General features: G+C 68.9%; 20 protein-coding genes. 13 read left to right on the top strand and 7 right to left on the bottom strand.

From position 1 onward, the window contains the following. The first annotated feature begins 396 nt into the window (after nucleotides 1-396). Nucleotides 397-576: a hypothetical protein gene (locus ACIA8G_RS20250; RefSeq protein ID WP_396420113.1), complete on the top strand. Its 180-nt coding sequence runs from the start codon at nucleotides 397-399 to the stop codon at nucleotides 574-576. A gap of 193 nt (nucleotides 577-769) precedes the next feature. Beyond that, nucleotides 770-1459, top strand: coding sequence for an LPXTG cell wall anchor domain-containing protein (locus ACIA8G_RS20245; RefSeq protein WP_396420112.1), 690 nt, complete (start codon nucleotides 770-772; stop codon nucleotides 1457-1459). On the opposite strand, the gene ACIA8G_RS20240 is transcribed toward ACIA8G_RS20245, so the two are convergent. Both ACIA8G_RS20240 and ACIA8G_RS20235 read right to left on the bottom strand, forming a co-directional pair. Continuing rightward, a complete protein-coding gene (locus ACIA8G_RS20240) occupies nucleotides 1456-2250 on the bottom strand; it encodes a phosphotransferase family protein (protein WP_396420110.1) in 795 nt (264 codons plus the stop codon). The genes ACIA8G_RS20245 and ACIA8G_RS20240 overlap by 4 nt on opposite strands. 15 nt (nucleotides 2251-2265) lie before the next feature. Next, a complete protein-coding gene (locus ACIA8G_RS20235) occupies nucleotides 2266-2781 on the bottom strand; it encodes a DUF305 domain-containing protein (RefSeq protein ID WP_396420109.1) in 516 nt (171 codons plus the stop codon). 135 nt (nucleotides 2782-2916) lie between these two features. On the opposite strand from ACIA8G_RS20235, the gene ctaD reads away from it, so the two are divergent. The 8 genes from ctaD (at nucleotide 2917) to ACIA8G_RS20195 (ending at nucleotide 9942) form a co-directional block, all read left to right on the top strand. Further along, complete coding sequence (ctaD, locus tag ACIA8G_RS20230; protein ID WP_396420108.1) at nucleotides 2917-4701, top strand: cytochrome c oxidase subunit I; 1785 nt, start codon at nucleotides 2917-2919, stop codon at nucleotides 4699-4701. An 82-nt stretch (nucleotides 4702-4783) separates the two neighbouring features. Then, on the top strand, nucleotides 4784-5998 hold the full coding sequence (serB, locus tag ACIA8G_RS20225) for a phosphoserine phosphatase SerB (protein ID WP_396420107.1): 1215 nt from the start codon (nucleotides 4784-4786) through the stop codon (nucleotides 5996-5998). Further along, the gene (locus ACIA8G_RS20220; protein ID WP_396420557.1) at nucleotides 5998-6699 is read left to right on the top strand and encodes a peptidyl-tRNA hydrolase; all 702 of its coding nucleotides are present in this window, start codon (nucleotides 5998-6000) and stop codon (nucleotides 6697-6699) included. Before serB ends, ACIA8G_RS20220 begins: the two co-directional genes overlap by 1 nt. An 11-nt stretch (nucleotides 6700-6710) precedes the next feature. Next, the gene (locus tag ACIA8G_RS20215; RefSeq protein WP_396420106.1) at nucleotides 6711-8090 is read left to right on the top strand and encodes a phosphatidylserine/phosphatidylglycerophosphate/cardiolipin synthase family protein; all 1380 of its coding nucleotides are present in this window, start codon (nucleotides 6711-6713) and stop codon (nucleotides 8088-8090) included. Between the two features lie 22 nt (nucleotides 8091-8112). Next, nucleotides 8113-8685, top strand: a complete 573-nt coding sequence (locus tag ACIA8G_RS20210; protein WP_396420105.1) for a hypothetical protein — start codon at nucleotides 8113-8115, stop codon at nucleotides 8683-8685. 10 nt (nucleotides 8686-8695) lie between these two features. Beyond that, nucleotides 8696-9001 carry a PadR family transcriptional regulator gene (locus ACIA8G_RS20205; protein WP_396420104.1) on the top strand — a complete coding sequence of 102 codons (306 nt, stop codon included), beginning with the start codon at nucleotides 8696-8698 and terminating at the stop codon, nucleotides 8999-9001. Beyond that, a complete protein-coding gene (locus ACIA8G_RS20200) occupies nucleotides 8998-9297 on the top strand; it encodes a hypothetical protein (RefSeq protein WP_396420103.1) in 300 nt (99 codons plus the stop codon). The genes ACIA8G_RS20205 and ACIA8G_RS20200 overlap by 4 nt, the downstream gene beginning before the upstream one ends. A 48-nt stretch (nucleotides 9298-9345) precedes the next feature. After that, nucleotides 9346-9942, top strand: a complete 597-nt coding sequence (locus ACIA8G_RS20195; protein ID WP_396420101.1) for a hypothetical protein — start codon at nucleotides 9346-9348, stop codon at nucleotides 9940-9942. On the opposite strand, the gene ACIA8G_RS20190 is transcribed toward ACIA8G_RS20195, so the two are convergent. From ACIA8G_RS20190 to xrtP, 5 genes are all read right to left on the bottom strand, one after another. Continuing rightward, nucleotides 9911-11830 carry an ATP-dependent DNA helicase gene (locus ACIA8G_RS20190; RefSeq protein WP_396420556.1) on the bottom strand — a complete coding sequence of 640 codons (1920 nt, stop codon included), beginning with the start codon at nucleotides 11828-11830 and terminating at the stop codon, nucleotides 9911-9913. The two genes, ACIA8G_RS20195 and ACIA8G_RS20190, sit on opposite strands and share 32 nt — an antisense overlap. Before the next feature lie 156 nt (nucleotides 11831-11986). Continuing rightward, complete coding sequence (locus ACIA8G_RS20185) at nucleotides 11987-12817, bottom strand: TIGR04222 domain-containing membrane protein (RefSeq protein ID WP_396420100.1); 831 nt, start codon at nucleotides 12815-12817, stop codon at nucleotides 11987-11989. A gap of 56 nt (nucleotides 12818-12873) precedes the next feature. Continuing rightward, on the bottom strand, nucleotides 12874-13446 hold the full coding sequence (locus ACIA8G_RS20180) for a biotin transporter BioY (RefSeq protein WP_396420099.1): 573 nt from the start codon (nucleotides 13444-13446) through the stop codon (nucleotides 12874-12876). 86 nt (nucleotides 13447-13532) lie between these two features. Next, the gene (locus tag ACIA8G_RS20175; RefSeq protein ID WP_396420555.1) at nucleotides 13533-14855 is read right to left on the bottom strand and encodes a glycosyltransferase; all 1323 of its coding nucleotides are present in this window, start codon (nucleotides 14853-14855) and stop codon (nucleotides 13533-13535) included. A gap of 44 nt (nucleotides 14856-14899) precedes the next feature. After that, the gene (gene xrtP, locus ACIA8G_RS20170) at nucleotides 14900-15418 is read right to left on the bottom strand and encodes an exosortase P (RefSeq protein WP_396420098.1); all 519 of its coding nucleotides are present in this window, start codon (nucleotides 15416-15418) and stop codon (nucleotides 14900-14902) included. Between the two features lie 295 nt (nucleotides 15419-15713). On the opposite strand from xrtP, the gene ACIA8G_RS20165 reads away from it, so the two are divergent. The 3 genes from ACIA8G_RS20165 to wecB all read left to right on the top strand — a co-directional run bounded on the left by ACIA8G_RS20165 (nucleotide 15714) and on the right by wecB (nucleotide 17931). Next, nucleotides 15714-16478, top strand: coding sequence for a choice-of-anchor P family protein (locus ACIA8G_RS20165; protein ID WP_396420097.1), 765 nt, complete (start codon nucleotides 15714-15716; stop codon nucleotides 16476-16478). A gap of 14 nt (nucleotides 16479-16492) precedes the next feature. Beyond that, nucleotides 16493-16693, top strand: a complete 201-nt coding sequence (locus ACIA8G_RS20160) for an LPXTG cell wall anchor domain-containing protein (RefSeq protein WP_396420096.1) — start codon at nucleotides 16493-16495, stop codon at nucleotides 16691-16693. A gap of 65 nt (nucleotides 16694-16758) precedes the next feature. After that, a complete protein-coding gene (gene wecB / locus ACIA8G_RS20155; protein WP_396420094.1) occupies nucleotides 16759-17931 on the top strand; it encodes a non-hydrolyzing UDP-N-acetylglucosamine 2-epimerase in 1173 nt (390 codons plus the stop codon). Nucleotides 17932-18092 lie beyond the last annotated feature (161 nt).

Raw genomic sequence — 18092 nt, 5'->3', positions numbered from 1 at the left:
CAGGAGTTTTCGGTCGAATGAGGCGCTGACTCAGATTCTTGCGGCGTGTGAGCCGTGGTTCGGAAAGTATTCCGGAACGCGCGTACTGCATATAGGGTCATTGCGGGAACCCGGTCTGCTTCATGGCACGTACATGGCCGTCCGGCGCCGTTCCCCGTCTTCGCGCAGCCGGCTGTACCGGCTTGCCCACCGGTAGTCACAACTGCGGTATAGCCGCAGGTGAAGTGGGGTTGCGGTCCGTTGTAGACTGCCGCATCCCGGCGCGCCGGGATGCGTTGGGCTCGGCGATGATTTCGCTCCCGACACGAGCCCCAATTGAGTGATCACCTATATCGTTCGAGTTCATACTTCTTGTATTGCGTTCCTGTTTCCACGATCCCCCGTCAAGAAGGAACCATGACCACCCCGAACCAGCCTCTTCGCCGGCCTCAGTCCCCCGGCGTTCCTGTTCCCCACCTCCCCACCGGGGTGGGCCCGGTGATCGGCCAGCCGGTCACCCCCGTTGACTGGTTCCGGCGCATGCCGAACGGTGGCACGGTGTTCCTCAAGCCCGCCGAGAGCGAGCAGAACGACTGAGTTTCGTTCTCCTGTGTTGCGGAAGGGGCCGGCGAAAGCCGGCCCCTTCCGCGTTCGGTCGTTCGGGCACGCGACTTCACGGAGGCATAACAACTGGGCCACAGGGCGTACCGATCACCCCTTCTTCACCCGTTAGGGGGACGTCGATGGTCTTAGATCTCGGCAACCCGCCGATCCCCAACGGAGTAACCCGATGCGCCTGACGCCCCTGACAAGTGCCGGTCTGCTCGGTGCCGCCGCCGTGGCCACGCTCGCCCTCGCGACCACCGCGTTCGCCGACGAGCCGACCACCGACGACAAGCGCGCGGTGCCGTTCCTCAAGAACGTCGACATCAACCACCCGGAGGCCTGCACCGTCGGTGGGCTGACCGGGACTCCGATCCACCCGGACAAGTTCACCTACACCGGCGGTGACAACCAGCAGTACCTCGACATCACCGCGCTGCCGGCAGGCGTCACGGTCACGGGGGTGCTGGTCAAGGGCGGGGACAAGTTCAACGTCTACCTCGCGGACAAGCTCGGCGACGCGCTGCCGTGGGACGACCTGCGGTCCCCGTTCAACAACGGCGGCCAGCTTCCGCAGATCAGCCACTGGTTCGGGTGCGGCGTCGTCGAGGAGCAGCCCCCGAGCAGCACCCCGTCGTCGTCGACTTCCACGTCGACCTCGACCGTGACCCACACGTCGACCCCGACCTCCACCCCGACGTCGTCGTCCTCGGAGGTCGCGCCGACCACGACCACCACCGTGGCACCCATGCCGGTCGCCGACGTGGACGATCTGGCGGCGACCGGGTTCGGGTCGGCGTGGCTCGTCGGGCTCGGTGCGGCTCTGCTCGCCGCCGGTGCGGCTGTGTTGCTGGTGCTGCGCAGGCGTAGCGCCTAGGAGTTCTCGATCAGCACGCCCCACAGCGTGCCGAAGAGGACGCGTGTCTCGACGTGGAACTCCACGTCATCAGGAGCCGCCCCGCCGCCGTAGAGCTCCACGGCGCGCTGGGCGGCTTCTGGGCCTTTGGCGCCCGCCAGGCAGGCGAGGTCCCACGCCACGGGGCCACGCCAGCAGTCCTCGAAGTCGTTCCACACCGGACCGGCCGCGGTCATCAACACGTTGCCGTAGTGCGAGTCGCCATGCAGCGGCTGGACGTCGTTGTAGTGCGCGTCCCAGAACTCCATGAGCTCGGCTCGTCGCTCGCGGAACGGCTCCAGGTCCGGCACGCCGAGGCCGGCCAGGTAGTCGAGCGTGTGGTCGACGTCGTCCATCGGTCCGCGCGACGGTAGGTCTCCGGGGTACAGACTTAGTTCGGCGTGCAGGTCGGGGAGCATCTTGAGCACCTCGGGCCTGGTCAGCTCCTCCGCGGGGTCGTGCGGGACGTACGTGGCGAACGACAGCACGAACCCGTCGACGGCATGAGGTCCCGGCGGCAGCTCGGCGGAAGGCGTGACCACCGGAACGCCGCGTGCGGCCAGGAAGGCGGACACCGCGAGGTCGCGGGCGAAGTGCGTCGCCACGGACGGGCGGATCAGGGCCGTGCGGGCGGCGACGCGGGCGACCACCGGTGCCGGGCGCAGGTGGACGATCACGTTGCTGCCGTCCTTCAGCACGGCCGGATCCGTGGAGATCACGCCGTGTTCGGCCGCCACCGAGACCGCGGCGTTCACGGCTGCTGAGGTGCTCATGCGCTGAGCGTCACATCAGCCTTGGGGGAGAAGCGACTCCATTTCCGATATCTCCTTCTCCTGGGCGGTCACGACGTCCTGGGCCAGCTTGCGGGTCTCCGGGTCGGTGCCCTGTTCCAGGTGCTTGCGCGCCATCTCCACGGCGCCGCGGTGGTGCTGGATCATCAGCGACAGCCACTGGCGGTCGAAGTCGTTGCCGTTGAGGTCGGCGAGGTTGCCCAGGTCGACCATGCCGTGCGTGTCGGCGTGGCCGTGCGAGGTGTGCGACGTCGCCTCGACCGGTGCGTTCCACTCCCGCAGCCAGCCGCTCATGCGGTCGATCTCGGGCTGCTGGGCCTTCGAGATGCGCTCGGCCAGATCGATCACCTGGCTGTCCTCCGTGCGGGACTTGACCAGTTCGCTCATCTCCAGCGCCTGCTCGTGGTGCGGGACCATGCCCTGCGCGAACGCGACATCCGCGGAGTTGTGGGTGGCGGGGGAACCGCAGGCGGTCAGCGTCAGGACCGCGGCGACAGCGAGCAATCGGAGCACGGCGGCAGGATACGTGTGACGTGCGCTACGCCGCTGGCCACCGGCCATGGCCCACCCGAATGGAGCTGATCGTCGCCGTCTAATATCCCGGGGAGTTTCCCGAACGAACTGGTCCCACCAAGGCCTGGAGGCACCGTGACGGCCGTAGCCCCGCAGCCGATCGCAACGCGTCCTTATCCGACGCGCACTGCGGTCAAGGGGTCCTTCCTGCTGCGGATGTTCCGCACCACGGACCACAAGCAGATCGGCATCCTGTACCTGGTCACCTCGTTCGCCTTCTTCATGGTGGGCGGCGCGATGGCCATGCTGATGCGGACCGAGCTGGCCCGTCCCGGCATGCAGTTCCTCAGCCAGGAGCAGTTCAACCAGCTGTTCACGATGCACGGCACCGTGATGCTGCTGCTGTACGCGACGCCCATCGTGTTCGGCTTTGCGAACTTCGTGCTCCCGTTGCAGATCGGCTCGCCCGACGTGGCGTTCCCGCGTCTCAACGCGTTCTCGTACTGGCTGTACCTCTTCGGCGGCCTGATCGTGATGTCCGGCTTCATCACCCCCGGTGGTGCGGCTGACTTCGGCTGGTTCGCCTACACCCCGCTGAGCAACGCCATCCACTCGCCCGGCGTCGGCGCCGACCTGTGGATCACCGGCCTCATCATCGGTGGTCTCGGCACCATCCTCGGTGCGGTCAACATGATCACCACGGTGGTCTGCCTGCGCGCGCCCGGCATGACGATGTTCCGGATGCCGATCTTCACCTGGAACATCCTGGTGACGTCGGTGCTGGTGCTGCTCGCGTTCCCGATCCTCACCGCGGCGCTGTTCGGCCTGCTGGCCGACCGCCATCTCGGTGCCCACGTGTTCGACCCCGCCAACGGCGGCGTGATCCTGTGGCAGCACCTCTTCTGGTTCTTCGGCCACCCCGAGGTCTACATCGTCGCCTTGCCGTTCTTCGGCATCGTGTCGGAGATCTTCCCGGTGTTCAGCCGCAAGCCGATCTTCGGTTACAACGGCCTGGTCTACGCGACCCTCGGCATCGCGGCCCTGTCCGTCGCCGTGTGGGCGCACCACATGTACGCGACCGGCGCCGTGCTGCTGCCGTTCTTCGCGTTCATGACGTTCCTCATCGCGGTCCCGACCGGTGTGAAGTTCTTCAACTGGATCGGCACGATGTGGAAGGGCCAGCTGACGTTCGAGACGCCCATGCTGTTCAGCATCGGCTTCATCGTCACGTTCCTCTTCGGTGGCCTCTCCGGCATCCTGCTGGCCGCGCCCGCGATCGACTTCCACGTGTCGGACACGTACTTCGTCGTCGCGCACTTCCACTACGTGCTCTACGGCACGATCGTGTTCGCGACCTTCGCCGGCATCTACTTCTGGTTCCCGAAGATCACCGGCCGGTTCATGGACGAGCCGCTCGGCAAGCTGCACTTCTGGACGACGTTCATCGGCTTCCACGCGACGTTCCTCGTCCAGCACTGGCTGGGCAACGAGGGCATGCCGCGCCGGTACGCCGACTACCTCGCCTCGGACGGCTTCACGACGCTGAACATGGTCTCGACGATCGGCGCCTACATCCTGGGCGCGTCGACGCTGCCGTTCATCTGGAACGTCTTCAAGTCCTACCGCTTCGGCGAGGTCGTGACGGCGGACGACCCGTGGGGCTACGGCAACTCGCTCGAGTGGGCGACGTCGTCCCCGCCGCCGCGGCACAACTTCACCGAGCTGCCCCGGATCCGTTCGGAGCGCCCGGCGTTCGAGCTGCACTACCCGCACATGATCGAGCGGATCCGGAACGAGGGTCACGTGACCTTCACCGGCAAGACGATCGCGCACAAGGACGCGAACCACACGCCGTCCGAGCTCGCGACCGCGGCTGTGGTTTCGGGCACGGCGTCCGAGAAGGACGACGACCACAAGTAACCTGCGAGTAACAGGTTCAACGACGAGCCCCGGCCGCTGCGATGCTGCCGGGGCTCTTCGCGTCCGACGAGGAGACGACGACGTGAAAACGCCCGTGTTGATCACCGTGACCGGTCCCGACAAGCCCGGTGTCTCCTCCGTGCTCTTCGCCGTGCTGACCAGGCACGGCGTCGAGGTGCTCGACGTGGAGCAGGTCGTGATCAGGGGACGGCTGGTGCTCGGCGCGCTGGTCTCGACCGACCACGACCCCGAGGGCCTGCAGGAGTCGGTCGAGCAGGCCATGGCGACCGTCTCGATGCACGTGGAGATCGAGATCGGCGCGGACTCGAAGCGCACCGCGCGCCTGGAGTCCTCGCACGTGCTGATCGTGCTGGGCCGCCCGGTGACGGCGAAGGCGTTCACCGAGGTCGCGCGCCGGCTCGCGTCGCTCGGCGTGAACATCGACGCGATCCGCGGCGTCGCCGACTACCCCGTCACGGGCCTTGAGCTGCGGGTATCGGTCGCCGACGACACCATGGAGAACGACGCGGAGCTGCGGTCCGCGCTGGCCGACGTGTCGGTGCGGGTGGGCCTCGACATCGCGGTCGAGCGGGCCGGCCTGACCCGCCGCGCCAAGCGCCTGGTGGTGTTCGACGTCGACTCCACGCTGATCCAGGGCGAGGTGATCGAGATGCTGGCCGCGCACGCCGGGTGCGAGGAGCAGGTCCGCGAGATCACCGAGGCCGCGATGCGCGGCGAGCTGGACTTCACCGAGTCGTTGCGGCGCCGGGTCGCGCTGCTGGAGGGCCTCGACGAGAAGGTGCTGGGAGAGGTCGGGGCAGCACTTGAGCTCACGGCCGGTGCGCGCACCACGATCAGGACGCTCAAGCGCCTCGGCTTCTACTGCGGTGTGGTGTCCGGTGGCTTCACGTCGGTGATCACGGGCCTCGCCGACGAGCTCGAGCTCGACTTCTGCGCGGCGAACACGCTGGAGATCGTCGACGGGAAGCTGACCGGCCAGGTGATCGGTGAGATCGTCGACCGGCCCGGTAAGGCGGTGGCGTTGCGCAGGTTCGCCGAGGAGGCGGGCGTGTCGCTGGCGCAGTGCGTGGCGGTCGGTGACGGCGCGAACGACATCGACATGCTCGGCGTGGCCGGCCTCGGCATCGCGTTCAACGCCAAGCCGGCGCTGCGCGAGGTCGCGGACACCGCGTTGTCGCACCCGTTCCTGGACGCGGTGCTGTTCATCCTCGGCGTGACGCGGGCCGAGGTGGAGGCCGCGGACGCCGCGGACGGCCTGGAGCTGACCCGGCTGTGATGATTCTCGACCTGATCGCCTCCCGGAACTACGCGGAGGAGTCCGAAGTCCGCGCGATGCCGATGGTGTTGCGCATCGAACGCGTTGATCCGCCTGCGCGGACCGCGTTGCTGGAGGCCGCGGCCGCTTCGGCGGTCGCGGTGTGCCTCGACCCGCGGGCCGACGTGGACGGCGAGTGGCACGAGGCCGTGCGGGCCTGGGTGGCCGGGCGGATCCGCAAGGTGTCGCGGCGGGCCCGCGGCGCGCAGTGGGACGCCGTGCAGGAGCTGCCGGGCGTGACGATCACGGTGGACGGTGCCTCCGTGCGGTCGTTGTTGCCGACGTTGGTGTCCGAGACGCCGCGTGAGGTCGCGAAGCTGCAGATCTCCGGTTCCGACCTGCCCGTGGACGAGCCGGGACCGGTGCCTGCCGGGGCACGGCTGCTGTACGTGAATCCGCGGGTCGAGATGTCCGCGGGAAAGCTCGCGGCTCAGGTCGGGCACGCCTCGATGCTGCTGGCGCCGCACCTGTCCGCGGACGAGCTGAAGGTGTGGGCGTCGCTCGACTACCGCTGTGCCGTCCGCACGCCGTCCGTCGCCGCGTGGGACTCGATGATCCACCGGGGCGATGTCGTCGCGGTGCGGGACGCGGGCTTCACGGAGGTCGAGCCGGGCACGACAACGGTGCTCTCACCGCTGTTTGAGACCGGTGAAATCGGGTAAATCTCCCATCCGTGGGCTTACTCGACGTGCTCGACGCCCGGCTCGGCGACGGGCTGGAGAACCTGTTGTGCGCCCATCACGCCCGGAGGCTTCGCGGGCTGGGCTGGGGCGACGTGCTCGACGGAGACGGCGCGGGGTGGTTCACCCCGCGCCGCACCGTCCAGCACGGCAACAAGATGGAGATCCTGGTCGACGGCGCCCTGGCGTTTCCCGTCGTGGCAGAGGCGATCGAGCGGGCGCAGAAGTACGTGCACATCGCGAACTGGCACGCCTCACCGGACTTCCGGCTGACCCGCGAGCCGGGCGCACCGCAACTGCGCGAGCTGCTGTCGTCCGCCGCCGAACGGGTTCCGGTGCGGGTGCTGCTGTGGGCCGGGCCGCCGGTACCGTTCTTCGAGCCGACGCGCAAGCGGGCGGAGGCCGCGCGGCGGGACTTCCTGGAGTCCGGCGCGATCCGCTGCGAGCTCGACGCGCGGGAACGAACCCTGCACTGCCACCACGAGAAGATCGTGATCGTGGACGACGTGGCGTTCGTCGGAGGCCTCGACATGACGGCCGTCGAGGGCGACCGCCACGACTCACCGGAGCATCCGCCGCGCGACCTCGGCTGGCACGACCACGTCGCGCGGCTGGAGGGGCCGGTGGTGGCGGAGGTGGCCGGCCACTTCGCCGCGCGGTGGAGCGAGATCGCGGGGGAGACCCTGCCCGCTCCCGTCGTGCCGCCCGAGGCCGGCTCGTCGTCGGTGCAGATGGTGCGGACGATCCCGGAGCGCACCTACGGGTTCGCGCCGCACGGTGACTTCACGCTGCTCGACTCGTACCTGCGGGCGCTGCGGTCGGCGGAGTCGCTGGTGTACCTGGAGAACCAGTTCCTCTGGTCGCCGGAGATCACCGAGGTGCTGCTGGCGAAGCTGTGCGAACCGCCGTCGCCCGAGTTCCGGATGGTCCTGCTGCTGCCGCAGAAACCCAGCAACGGCGCCGACACCACGCGCGGCCAGCTGGGCCGGTTGTTCGCCGCCGACCACGACGACCGGTTGGTCGCGGCCACCCTCGTGGCGCACGGAGATGCACCGGTCTACGTGCACGCCAAGCTGTCCATTGTGGATGATCGGTGGCTCTCGGTCGGCTCGGCGAACCTGAACGAGCACTCGCTGTTCAACGACACCGAGGTGAACGTGGTGACCGACGACGCCGAGGTGGCGCGTTCCACCCGGTTGCGGTTGTGGACCGAGCACCTGGGGACGGACGTGTCCGGTCCCGCGCACGAGGTGGTGGACGAGGTGTGGCGCCCGGCGCTGGAGCGTCCGGCACGGGTGACCTCGCTGCCCGGCGTCTCGCGGCGCGCCGGAAGGTTGCAAGGACCGTTACGTGGATTGCTGGTCGACGGCTGATCTCTGGGGCTAGTTTGGCGACGTGGCCAACGAGGTGACGATCCCGCTGCTGCCGTGCGCCTCCATCGACGAGGTCGCCGAGTTCTACGTGATGCTCGGCTTCACGGTCACGCACCGGCAGTACCGGCCGAACGCGTACCTCTCGGTGCGGCGGGAGGACATCAACCTCCACTTCTTCGGCATCCCCGGCTACGACCCGGAGCAGTCGCACAGCTCGTGCCTGATCCAAGTGGAGGACACGCGGGAGTTGTACGACGCGTTCGCCTACGGCATGCGTGCCGTCTACGGGCTGGTGCAGGTCTCGGGCATCCCGCGGATGACCCGGCCGCGGCACGACGGGTTCCTGGTGGTCGATCCCGGTGGCAACTGGATCCGGGTGGTGCCGGCGGTGCGTGAGCGGGATCCCTCGCCGACTCGGCTCTCGCGGGCGCTGCACAGCGCCGTGACGCTGGCCGGGTCGCACGGGGCCGAGCGGCAAGCGTTGAAGATCCTCGAAGGGGCGCTGGTGCGGGAGGTGCACGCCTCGGAGGAGGAGCGGGAGTCGGCGCTGGAGTTCCGCGACGAACTGCTTGAACGGCTTAATCTACATAGGTAGTATTGGTGGCGTGGAGCCACTGCAACGCATCGGCAAGGCCACCATCGACGTGCTCGAGGTGCTGCTCGGCGCAGACGAGCCGCGCTGGGGGCTGGAGATCATCAAGCTGACCGGGCGGCCGTCGGGCAGCGTCTACCCGTTGCTCGACCGGCTGGAGCGGGCCGGCTGGGTCACGTCGTCGTGGGATGACGACGCGGAACGGCGGGGGCCGCGGCGGCGGATGTACCGGCTGACTCCGGAGGGGGCCGCAGAGGCCCGGCGGGTTGTGGCGCGGGCTGTTCCGGCGCCGCGCTTCGTGCCCAGGACAGCGCAATGAAGGCCGCGTTGCTGCTGGTGCGGTTCGCGGCGGCGGTTGTCGGCGATGACCGCTATCGCGAGCAGTGGGAAGCGGATGTTGTTGGTGCGCCTGAACTTGGGCTGTCGCCGTTGCGGGTGGCGTTCGGGGCGCTGGTCGCCGTTGTTTTCTTACCTTCGAAGGGAACCCTCATGGCACCTGTTGGTCCGCTCGGTATCGCGCTGAAGCACGCCGGAACGCCGCGGGGGCGTGTGCTCGCCATCGCCGTTGTGTCGGCGTTGTTGTTGCTCGGCGGAGTGGCGATGCTGTTTGCTTGAGCAAATAGCTCCGTGTCGTTTCGGAGGTTCCGGGCTTAGCTTCGAGCGGTGGCAAACGAACTGACAATTCCGCTCCTGCCCTGTCCTGACATCGACGAAATCGCGTCGTTCTACGAGATGCTCGGCTTCGAGATCACCTCGAAGCAGGCGCGGCCGTACTCGCACGTCGCGCTCAAGCGTGAAGACATCAACCTGCACTTCTTCGGGATGGACGGCTACGACCCGGAGCAGTCGTACAGCTCGTGCCTGGTCATCGTGCAGGACACCGCGGAGCTGTTCGAGGCGTTCGCGGCGGGGATGCGCAAGGTGCACGGGAAGTTGCTCACCTCCGGCATTCCGCGAATGACCCGGCCGCGGCTGCGCAACGACCGGTACACCGGGTTCACCGTCGTGGACCCCGGCGGGAACTGGATCCGGATCAACAAGGCGGCGAAAGAACCCGAGGCGACCACCAAGCTCGCCAAGGCCATGGAGAACGCCGCCAGGCAGGCGGACTCGCGCGGCGACGAACGCCAGGCGTTGAAGATCCTGGAAGGCGCGTTGAAGCACGCTGACGGGTCTGAGCCTGAGCTGAAGGAAGCCGAGGCGTTCCGCGACGAACTGATCGAACGGGTCAGGGCGTCTGAGCCTCGTCCAGGCGCTTGAGCGCGCCGCGGACCACCTCGGGGTCGTAGGTCGTCCAGAACGGGGGGAGTGAGGCTCTGAGGAAGCCTCCGTAGCGGGCCGTGGCCAGCCTCGGGTCGAGGATGGCCACCACGCCCTTGTCCGACATCGACCGCAGCAGCCGGCCGGCGCCCTGGGCGAGCAGCAGGGCCGCGTGGGTCGCCGCGACCGTCAGGAAGCCGTTGCCCCCGCGGGAGTTGACGGCTTTCTGGCGCGCGGAGGCCAGCGGGTCGTCCGGGCGCGGGAACGGGATCCGGTCCATGATCACGAGCTGCAGCGACGGGCCGGGCACGTCCACGCCCTGCCACAGCGACAGCGTGCCGAACAGGCACGTGCGCTCGTCCTCGGCGAACTTCTTGACCAGCAGGCCGGTCGCGTCGTCGCCCTGGCAGAGGATCTGGTGGTCGAGCCTGTCGCGCAACGCCTCCGTGGCCGCCTTGGCCGCCCGCGTCGACGAGAAGAGCCCGAGCGCCCGGCCACCGGCCGCGTTCACCAGGCCCTCGATCTCGTCGAGGTACTCCGGCGGCAGCCCGTCACGGCCCGGCTGCGGCAGATGCCTTGCCACGTAAAGAATGCCGCTCGAACCGTGCTCGAACGGCGAACCGACGTCCAGGCCACTCCACTTGGGACCGTCGATGTCCTTGTCCGTGGCCGCGCCCTCGATCTTGCGGACCTTCTCCGCCGGCGGCAGCCCCCACTGGCGGGCCATCGTGTCGAACGCGCCGCCGAGGGTGAGCGTCGCGGACGTGAGCACGGTGGTGCGCTTGCCGAACAGCCGCTCCCGGAGCAGCCCGCCCACGCCGAGCGGTGCGACGCGCAGGGTCGGCGTCTTCTGGTTGAAGTCACCGCTCACCCACACGACGTCGCGCTCCTCGTCGAACGCCTCGAGGATGCGCACCGCGCAGTCGTGCACTTCTTCGAGCAACGACAACGCGAGCTTGCGCGCCGTCGCACCCTCCACGTCCTCCTTGCGCTCCGACCCCATGGCCGTCATGCAGCTGTGCGCCGCGTCCCTCGTCGCCGCGAGCGCACCCGCGAGCGCGCGGGGAAGGGCGTCGAGGCGCCCGGACGGCATGTCCTCCAGGATCATCGCCAGCCCGTCGCTCGCCTCGGCGAGCCGGTCCGCGATGTCCTGGTCGATCAGCCGCCCGCAGCGGCGCGAGGCCATCGCGACCGACGCCCCGCTCAGCTCCTCCGTCGCCACCGAGGTGACGCGGTCCACCAGGTCGTGCGCCTCGTCGATCACCACCACGTCGTGCTCCGGCAGAACCTGGTAGCCCTCCAGCGCGTCGATGGCGAGCATCGCGTGGTTCGTGACCACGACGTCCGACTTGCCCGCCTGGGCCCGCGCGCGTTCCGCGAAGCAGTCGGCCCCGATCGGGCACTTCGCCACGCCGAGGCACTCCCGCGCCGTGACCGACACCTGCCGCCACGCCTGCTCGCTGACGCCGGGCACCAGCTCGTCCCGATCACCGGTCTCGGTGTCCGACGACCACTCGTGCAGCCGCTTCACCTCGCGGCCCATCTTCGAGATCGCGAACGGGTCGAACAGGGCCGCGTCCTCCGGCTCCTCCGGCGCCCCGTTGTGCACGCGGTGCATGCACAGGTAGTTGCGCCGGCCCTTGAGGATCGCGAACGTGGGCTCCCGGCCGAGCTCCGTCTTCAACGCCTTCGCGAGCCGCGGCAGATCCCGGTCGACGAGCTGGCGCTGCAACGCGATCGTGGCCGTCGAGACCACCACCGTCTCGCCCTCCGCGACCGCGTGCCTGATCGACGGCACCAGGTACGCCAACGACTTGCCCGTGCCCGTGCCCGCCTGCACCGCGAGGTGCTCACCCGTGCGGATCGAGCGGTCGACGGCCTCTGCCATCTCCACCTGGCCAGGCCGCTCCGCACCGCCGACGGCGTGGACGGCGGTTTCGAGCAGGCTCAGGGTGGGGGGAACTTCAGGCACGAGACAGACCGTACCCGGCGGGTCCGACAGTCCCCGTCAGACATCGCCGGGGAACTGACATCGCCGGGAACTTCAGTCGCCGCCTCCGCCGCCGCACCCACCGCCACAGCCGCCCCCGCCGCTGTCACCGCCGCTGTCACCGCCCGACGAACAGCTGCTGCCGCCGGACGAACACCCGCTCCCGCAGCTGCTGCTGGACGACCTGTCGCGTTCGGGCAGGATGCCGAGGGTGCCGGGATCCAGGCCGAACACCGCGGCCTGCGTGCCCAGCCCGAGCACCGCGACGGCGGTCAGCCGGTAGAACGGGTCGGCGTGCCCGGTGCGCCGCCGCTTCACGACGTGGCTCTGCGCCTTGTTCACCATCCGGAGCGCGGCCCTGGTCCGCAGCCGGCCGGGATCACGGGAGCTCAGCACGATGGCCCACACGAACACCACCCCGCCGGCGGCGAAGTACATCCAGCGCTTGAGCTCCGGCACGGCGAGGCCGGCGAAGGCCCGCGCCTCGGCGACGACCTCCGGCACGACGAGGTCGACGAACCCCAGCAGGATGAGACCGGTGGCCAGGAGGTACAGCCACGGGTACAGCCGCGGCCGCCACGAGCGCCGCCGTCTCAGCAGGCCGCGGCCGACCAGGTGGGCGCGCAGGCCCTCGGCCTCGGCCGAGTAGGCCGCGCTCTGCCGGACGTCCTGCAGGGTGCGCCGGCCCGCCCGCAGGCCGTTCAGGATCTGGGCCTCGAGCGGGGTCGCGGGTCCCTGGCCGGGCTGGTGGACGGCGGTCACCACGCCCTCGCGCGAGATGCGGATGAGGCCGACGTCGAGCAGCCGGGCCAGTGCGACCTCGGTGGCGCGGATCGGGCCGCCCGCCAGGCAGCCCAGCTCCTCCGGGGTGGTTTTCGTGGTCACGCGGATTACTCGACCGAGGGGCTCAGGTCGTTACGCGCCGTTCCACGAAATAGGCCCTAACGGCGGCGGACGAGTGCCCAGGCACCCGGCAGCACACCGGCCGCCAGCGCGATCTTCAGCGCGTCGCCGAGCAGGAACGGCAGCACCCCAACGGACACGGCCTTCGCGAGGCTCATGCCGGTGGCGGCCATCAGCCACGGCACGCCCACCGCGTAGATGGCCAGGTTGCCCAGTGCCATCGTGCCGAGCGTGCGCAACGGCGTGCGGTCACCGCCGCGGCCGGCCAGCGCACCGACCAGCGCGCCCGCGAACACGAAGCCCACGACGTAACCCAAGGAAACCGGTGCGCCCGACGTACCGCCCTGGAACCACGGCACACCGGCGACGCCCGCGATCAGGTACAGGAGCATCGAGGTCGCGCCGCGCTGCCAGCCCAGGGAAGCACCGACGAGCAGGGCCGCGAAGGTCTGGCCGGTCAGCGGTACCGGGCTGCCGGGGATCGGCAGTGCCACCTGGGCGGCGAGCCCGGTGAACGCGGCACCGGCGAGCACCAGCGTCAGGTCGCGGACGAGTGCGCCCGGCACGAAGTCGGCGAGCACGGTGCGGCGAGGCGCGAGTGCGAGAGTCACGTTCCCTCCCTGGCGGAGTTGAGAGAACCTGAGGTTAACCAGGGAAACTCGGGAACGTCTTTGTCTGATGTCCACAAAGTGACAGGTCACACATCGAGCGCGATCTTGCCCGCGACCCTTTCGGTGTTGCGGCGGGTCTTGGTCCAGCCGTTGTTCCCGCGCACCAAGCGGATCAGCGCGCGCCACGACGTGATGTAGAACGTGTAAATGTACAGCGCGTAGCCGAACCCGTACCCGATCGAACGCCAGAACCCAACGGGCGCACAGCGTGCGCGGTACACCGGTCCCCACAGGACGAACGGCATCAGCCCGAACGCGCCGTAGACGGTGAACAGGATCCAGGCGCCGTCGAAGAACCACGCCACGACTTCGGACGGTGACACCGCGAAGCGGTACGCCATCATCGCCATCGGGATCGGGTAGATCAGCGTGCCGAGCAACTGCATCCACGGTTGCGCGAGGTAGTACATCATCTCCGCGGCACCCAGGGTCGTGAGGTGCTCGGAGTCCCAGATGCGCCGCAGATAGCGCATGCACTGCATGGTCCCCTGACCCCACCGCGTGCGTTGCGCGAGGAAGCGCCGCAACGAGTACAGCGCCTCCTGGTTCACGTGGGTGTCGAGGGTGAACCCGGTGTGCCAGCCCTCGGTCAGCAGGTGCACGCCGAGCTCGAAGTCCTCCAGCAACGACCCGCGCCACGGGCTGCCGGTCGGCCCGGCGATCGAGTCCAAAGCGGACAGCCGGGTGAACTGACCGTTGCCGCCCATGGAGATCGTGCCGGTGGCACCCCGCGACAGCTGAATCGCCGCGATGGCCGTGCGGAACTCCAGGTCCTGCATCCGCACGAGTCCGGCGCCGAACGCACGGCGCCAACGGGAGACTCCTGGCTGTCGTTGCCCCGCGTTGATCATGCGCACGTCCACCTGCACGGCACCGATGCGAGGATTTCCGAAGAGGTGCTGGGCCGCGCAGACTTCCAGGCAATTGGGCGCCGGGCGGCCATCGGCGTCCACCACGACGATGATCGCGCGGTCGGTGTCCGCGCGCCGGCCCATCCACAACTTCAACGTGCGGTAGGCGTCGTTCAACGCGTTTCCCTTGCCCGTGCGGGCATACGGGCGTTGGCGCTGCACGAGATGGATGTGCGGATCCCGGACACCGCCGTTGCGCTTCAACGTCCGCACGACTCCGGCGGTGCGGTCGTCGGAGTCGTCGTCGATGACCCACACGTGCGCGATGGGGAACGTCCCGCGCAGGTACCTGATCGTGTCTCCGATGACGGCCTCTTCGTCGCGGCACGGCACGAAGAAGTGCCACTCCAACGACTCCGGCACACCCACGGGCGCGGGTTTGCGCCGCAGGTACGGGATCACGATCACGAAGACGTACGTCACGAAGGCGACGCTCATCGTCAGAGCGAGCGCCTGCGTGAACCCGAGAACGAGGTCGAGGCTCACTTCCGCGTGGCCAGCCAGACGAACGCGACCAACGCCGCCGCGCCACCGAAGACGCTCACCATCGAGCCGAGCAGGGTGTGACCCCAGTAGTACCCGGTGTCGACGCCCAGCCACTGGACCAGCCCGACCAGGGTCAGCACTCGGAACTGGTTCACGACCACGACCGCCAGCGCCGCGATCCCCAGCGCGAACAACACGCGGTTCTGGATGCGCGGGCGCAACGCGATCATCACGGCGCCCACCACGATCAGCGGCAGCACTAGGAACGCGGACGTGCACTCCGGCGTCATGCGCAGGCCCAATGGCGTCTCCGAGCCCAGTCCGAAGTAGACGGTCTGGCGGTCGGGCACCACGTCCACCCCGTAGGAGCTGATGACGCTCAGGACCGCGCCGGACAGCGAGATCTCCGCTGTGCGGTACAGGCGGTGTGCGAACACGAGACCGGCTGCGGCGGCGAGCAGGACGACAACCGTCACCCGGCTCGGGAATGCGGTGCGGCGCACGGCAAGCGTCACCCGAGGATCCTTTCCACCGATTGAGGGAGCGCCCATACGGGCTACCTGACGTTCCATCGGTAGACGCAACGTCAGCCCTCACCCCCGGATCGGGTGACGCCGTAATCGGAAATTGACCAAAAAACCCACGATGAGTGGCCTTCGTTGGGCGACTTGGGTGGTCGTGTCGCCCGATACGGGGAGTAACCCTCAGTTCCCTCGAAAGAAAGCCGATGCCGGTAATTGCCCCCGGAAAGCGTGAACCAGTTTGGTTCCAGCGCGCCCTGGGGCCGGAGGAATCAAGGGAAGGAGTTTCATGCGTGTCCGAATGACGGGACTGGCTGGAGTCATCGCGATTGCCGCACTCCTGGTCGGTGCCGCACCTGCTTCGGCCGCTCCGGGGGACGCCTCGGCCTACGGTGCGAGGCTCAACGTGACGCTGCTCGGCAACCCCGCGGTCAACGCGGAACCGTTCGCCGCCGCCAACGCGAACGGGCCGACCCAGAACACGTTCGTCGGCGTTGACCTGCCCGGGATTCTGAAGACCGGTGTCATCAACGCCTCCGCGTCGCGGGACGAGAAGTCCGGCGGCGTGTACTCGCGGGCGAGCACCGCGGACGTCCGGCTCGACCTGCTCTCCAAGGTCACCGGCAAGATCTCCGCCGAGCTGGTCGAGGCGGAGTGCCAGGCGACCCAGAAGGGCCTCGTCGGCAAGTCCAAGCTCGCAGGCGTCAACCTCGGCAAACTCGGCCAGGTCAACGCCGATCCGGCGGTCAACACCAAGCTCGACGTGCAGCTGGCCGGCATCAAGATCGCCGAGGTCATCTTCAACGAGCAGTACAAGAACGACGACGGCAGCCTCACGGTCAACGCCATCCACGTGAAGCTGCTGCAGGGTGTGCTCGGCTCCATCGGCACCGGCGACATCATCATCTCGTCCGCCACCTGCGGTCCCGCCGGCCTGCCCATCCCGATGGCCTCTGGCGCGGGTCTGTGGATCGGACTCGGCCTGCTCGGTGTCGTCGCCGCTCCTGTGGCCTTCGTGGCGTTGCGTCGTCGCGCGTCATTGAACGTGGCCTAAGAGGAGAGCGGCAGATGTACAAGGTCCCCGGTACCGGCGTTGGAGTCGGCACGGGCGTGGGTGCCCTCGCGGTCACCGGCGCGGACGTGACGTGGTGGATCGCCGCGGGAATCGTGCTCTTGCTCGCTGGTGCGTTTCTTCTGCACAGCACGCGCAAGCGCCGTCCACGAGCGGTCCGGGTCGCTGCCAAGACCAGACCGAATCGAGCGGGCTGAAAGTGGTCCGCCGGGGTTGCCCCCGGCCCCGGCGGACCACCCCCTGTCTCCCCGAGAGGACAACGGTGAGCAAAGAAGTTCTGCTGGTTGCTGGAACACGGCCAGAAGCCGTGAAGATCGCGCCGGTCGCGATCGCACTGCGGGGGCACCCCGGCCTCCGCCCGACGATCGTCCACAGCGGACAGCACTCGGGCATGGTCGAGCAGGCGCTCAGCGCGTTCGACCTGGTACCCGACGTGCGGCTGGACGTGCCCCGGCACACCGGAACGCAGGCCGAACTGGTCTCCCGGTTGCTGCCCGAGTTCGACGCCGTGCTCGAGGACCGCGACCCCGCGGTGACCCTCGTGCAGGGCGACACCACTACTACGCTCGCCGCGGCGCTTGCCTCGTTCTGGCGCGGAATCCCCGTGGCGCACCTCGAAGCCGGTCTGCGCACCGGTGACCTGTACGGCCCGTTCCCCGAGGAGGGGAACCGGCAGATGATCTCCCGCATCACCTCGCTGCACCTCGCGCCCACCGACGACGCGGCGAACGCGCTGAACACCGAATCCCTGCCGGACAGCCACATCGTGGTCACCGGCAACACCGTCGTGGACGCCGTGCAGCGCGTGGCGGCGGCGGACCTCCCGACCCGGAGCGCAGACCTCGCCGCTCTGGAGCGGACCTTGGACGCCACCGGCGGCCGGCTGATGCTCGTCACCGTGCACCGCCGCGAGTCGTGGGGCCGCCCGCTGATGCGCGTGCTGAACGCCGTGCGGTCCATCGCGGACCGGCACCCCGACCTGCACGTGCTGATCCCCGCGCACCCGAATCCCGGTGTGCGCGAACAGGTCGTGTCGCTGCTGGGCGGTCACGAGCGGGTGGTCATCACCGACCCGCTGGACTACCCGGACCTCGTCCGGGTGCTCAAGCGCGCCGCCCTGGTGCTGACGGATTCCGGTGGCATCCAGGAGGAAGCGCCCACGTTCGGCGTGCCTGTGCTGGTGCTGCGCGAGACCACGGAACGGATGCTGGCCGTGGACGCCGGATGTGCCTGGCTCGTCGGCACGGACACCACCCGCATCCTCGCCGAGGCGGGGTGGGTGCTCGGCTCGCGGCTGCGGCTTCCGCTGGGGCGCAACCCGTTCGGTGACGGGCGTGCCGCGGTGCGGGTGTGCACCGCGCTGGAGAGGCTGGCCGGCCTGCCGACCGCGCTGCCGCGCCGGGAGCCGTTCGCCACGCTGGCGGGCGTGCGGTGAGGCGTGCTGAAAGGGGGTGGTGGGCCGGACTGCGCAGGCTGAACGGATTGCCCACGCGACCGCCGCGGCGATGAATTTCTTTTCGTGACGAACAGTTCGCCTGACACCCGGTCGGGTAATTGCGAATTCACTATCGGGTGACATGGGGTGCCGAACTGTTA

Source organism: Lentzea sp. NPDC051213 (assembly GCF_044455585.1).
Classification (GTDB): Bacteria; Actinomycetota; Actinomycetes; order Mycobacteriales; family Pseudonocardiaceae; genus Lentzea.
This window is presented reverse-complemented; position numbering and strand designations above follow the sequence as displayed.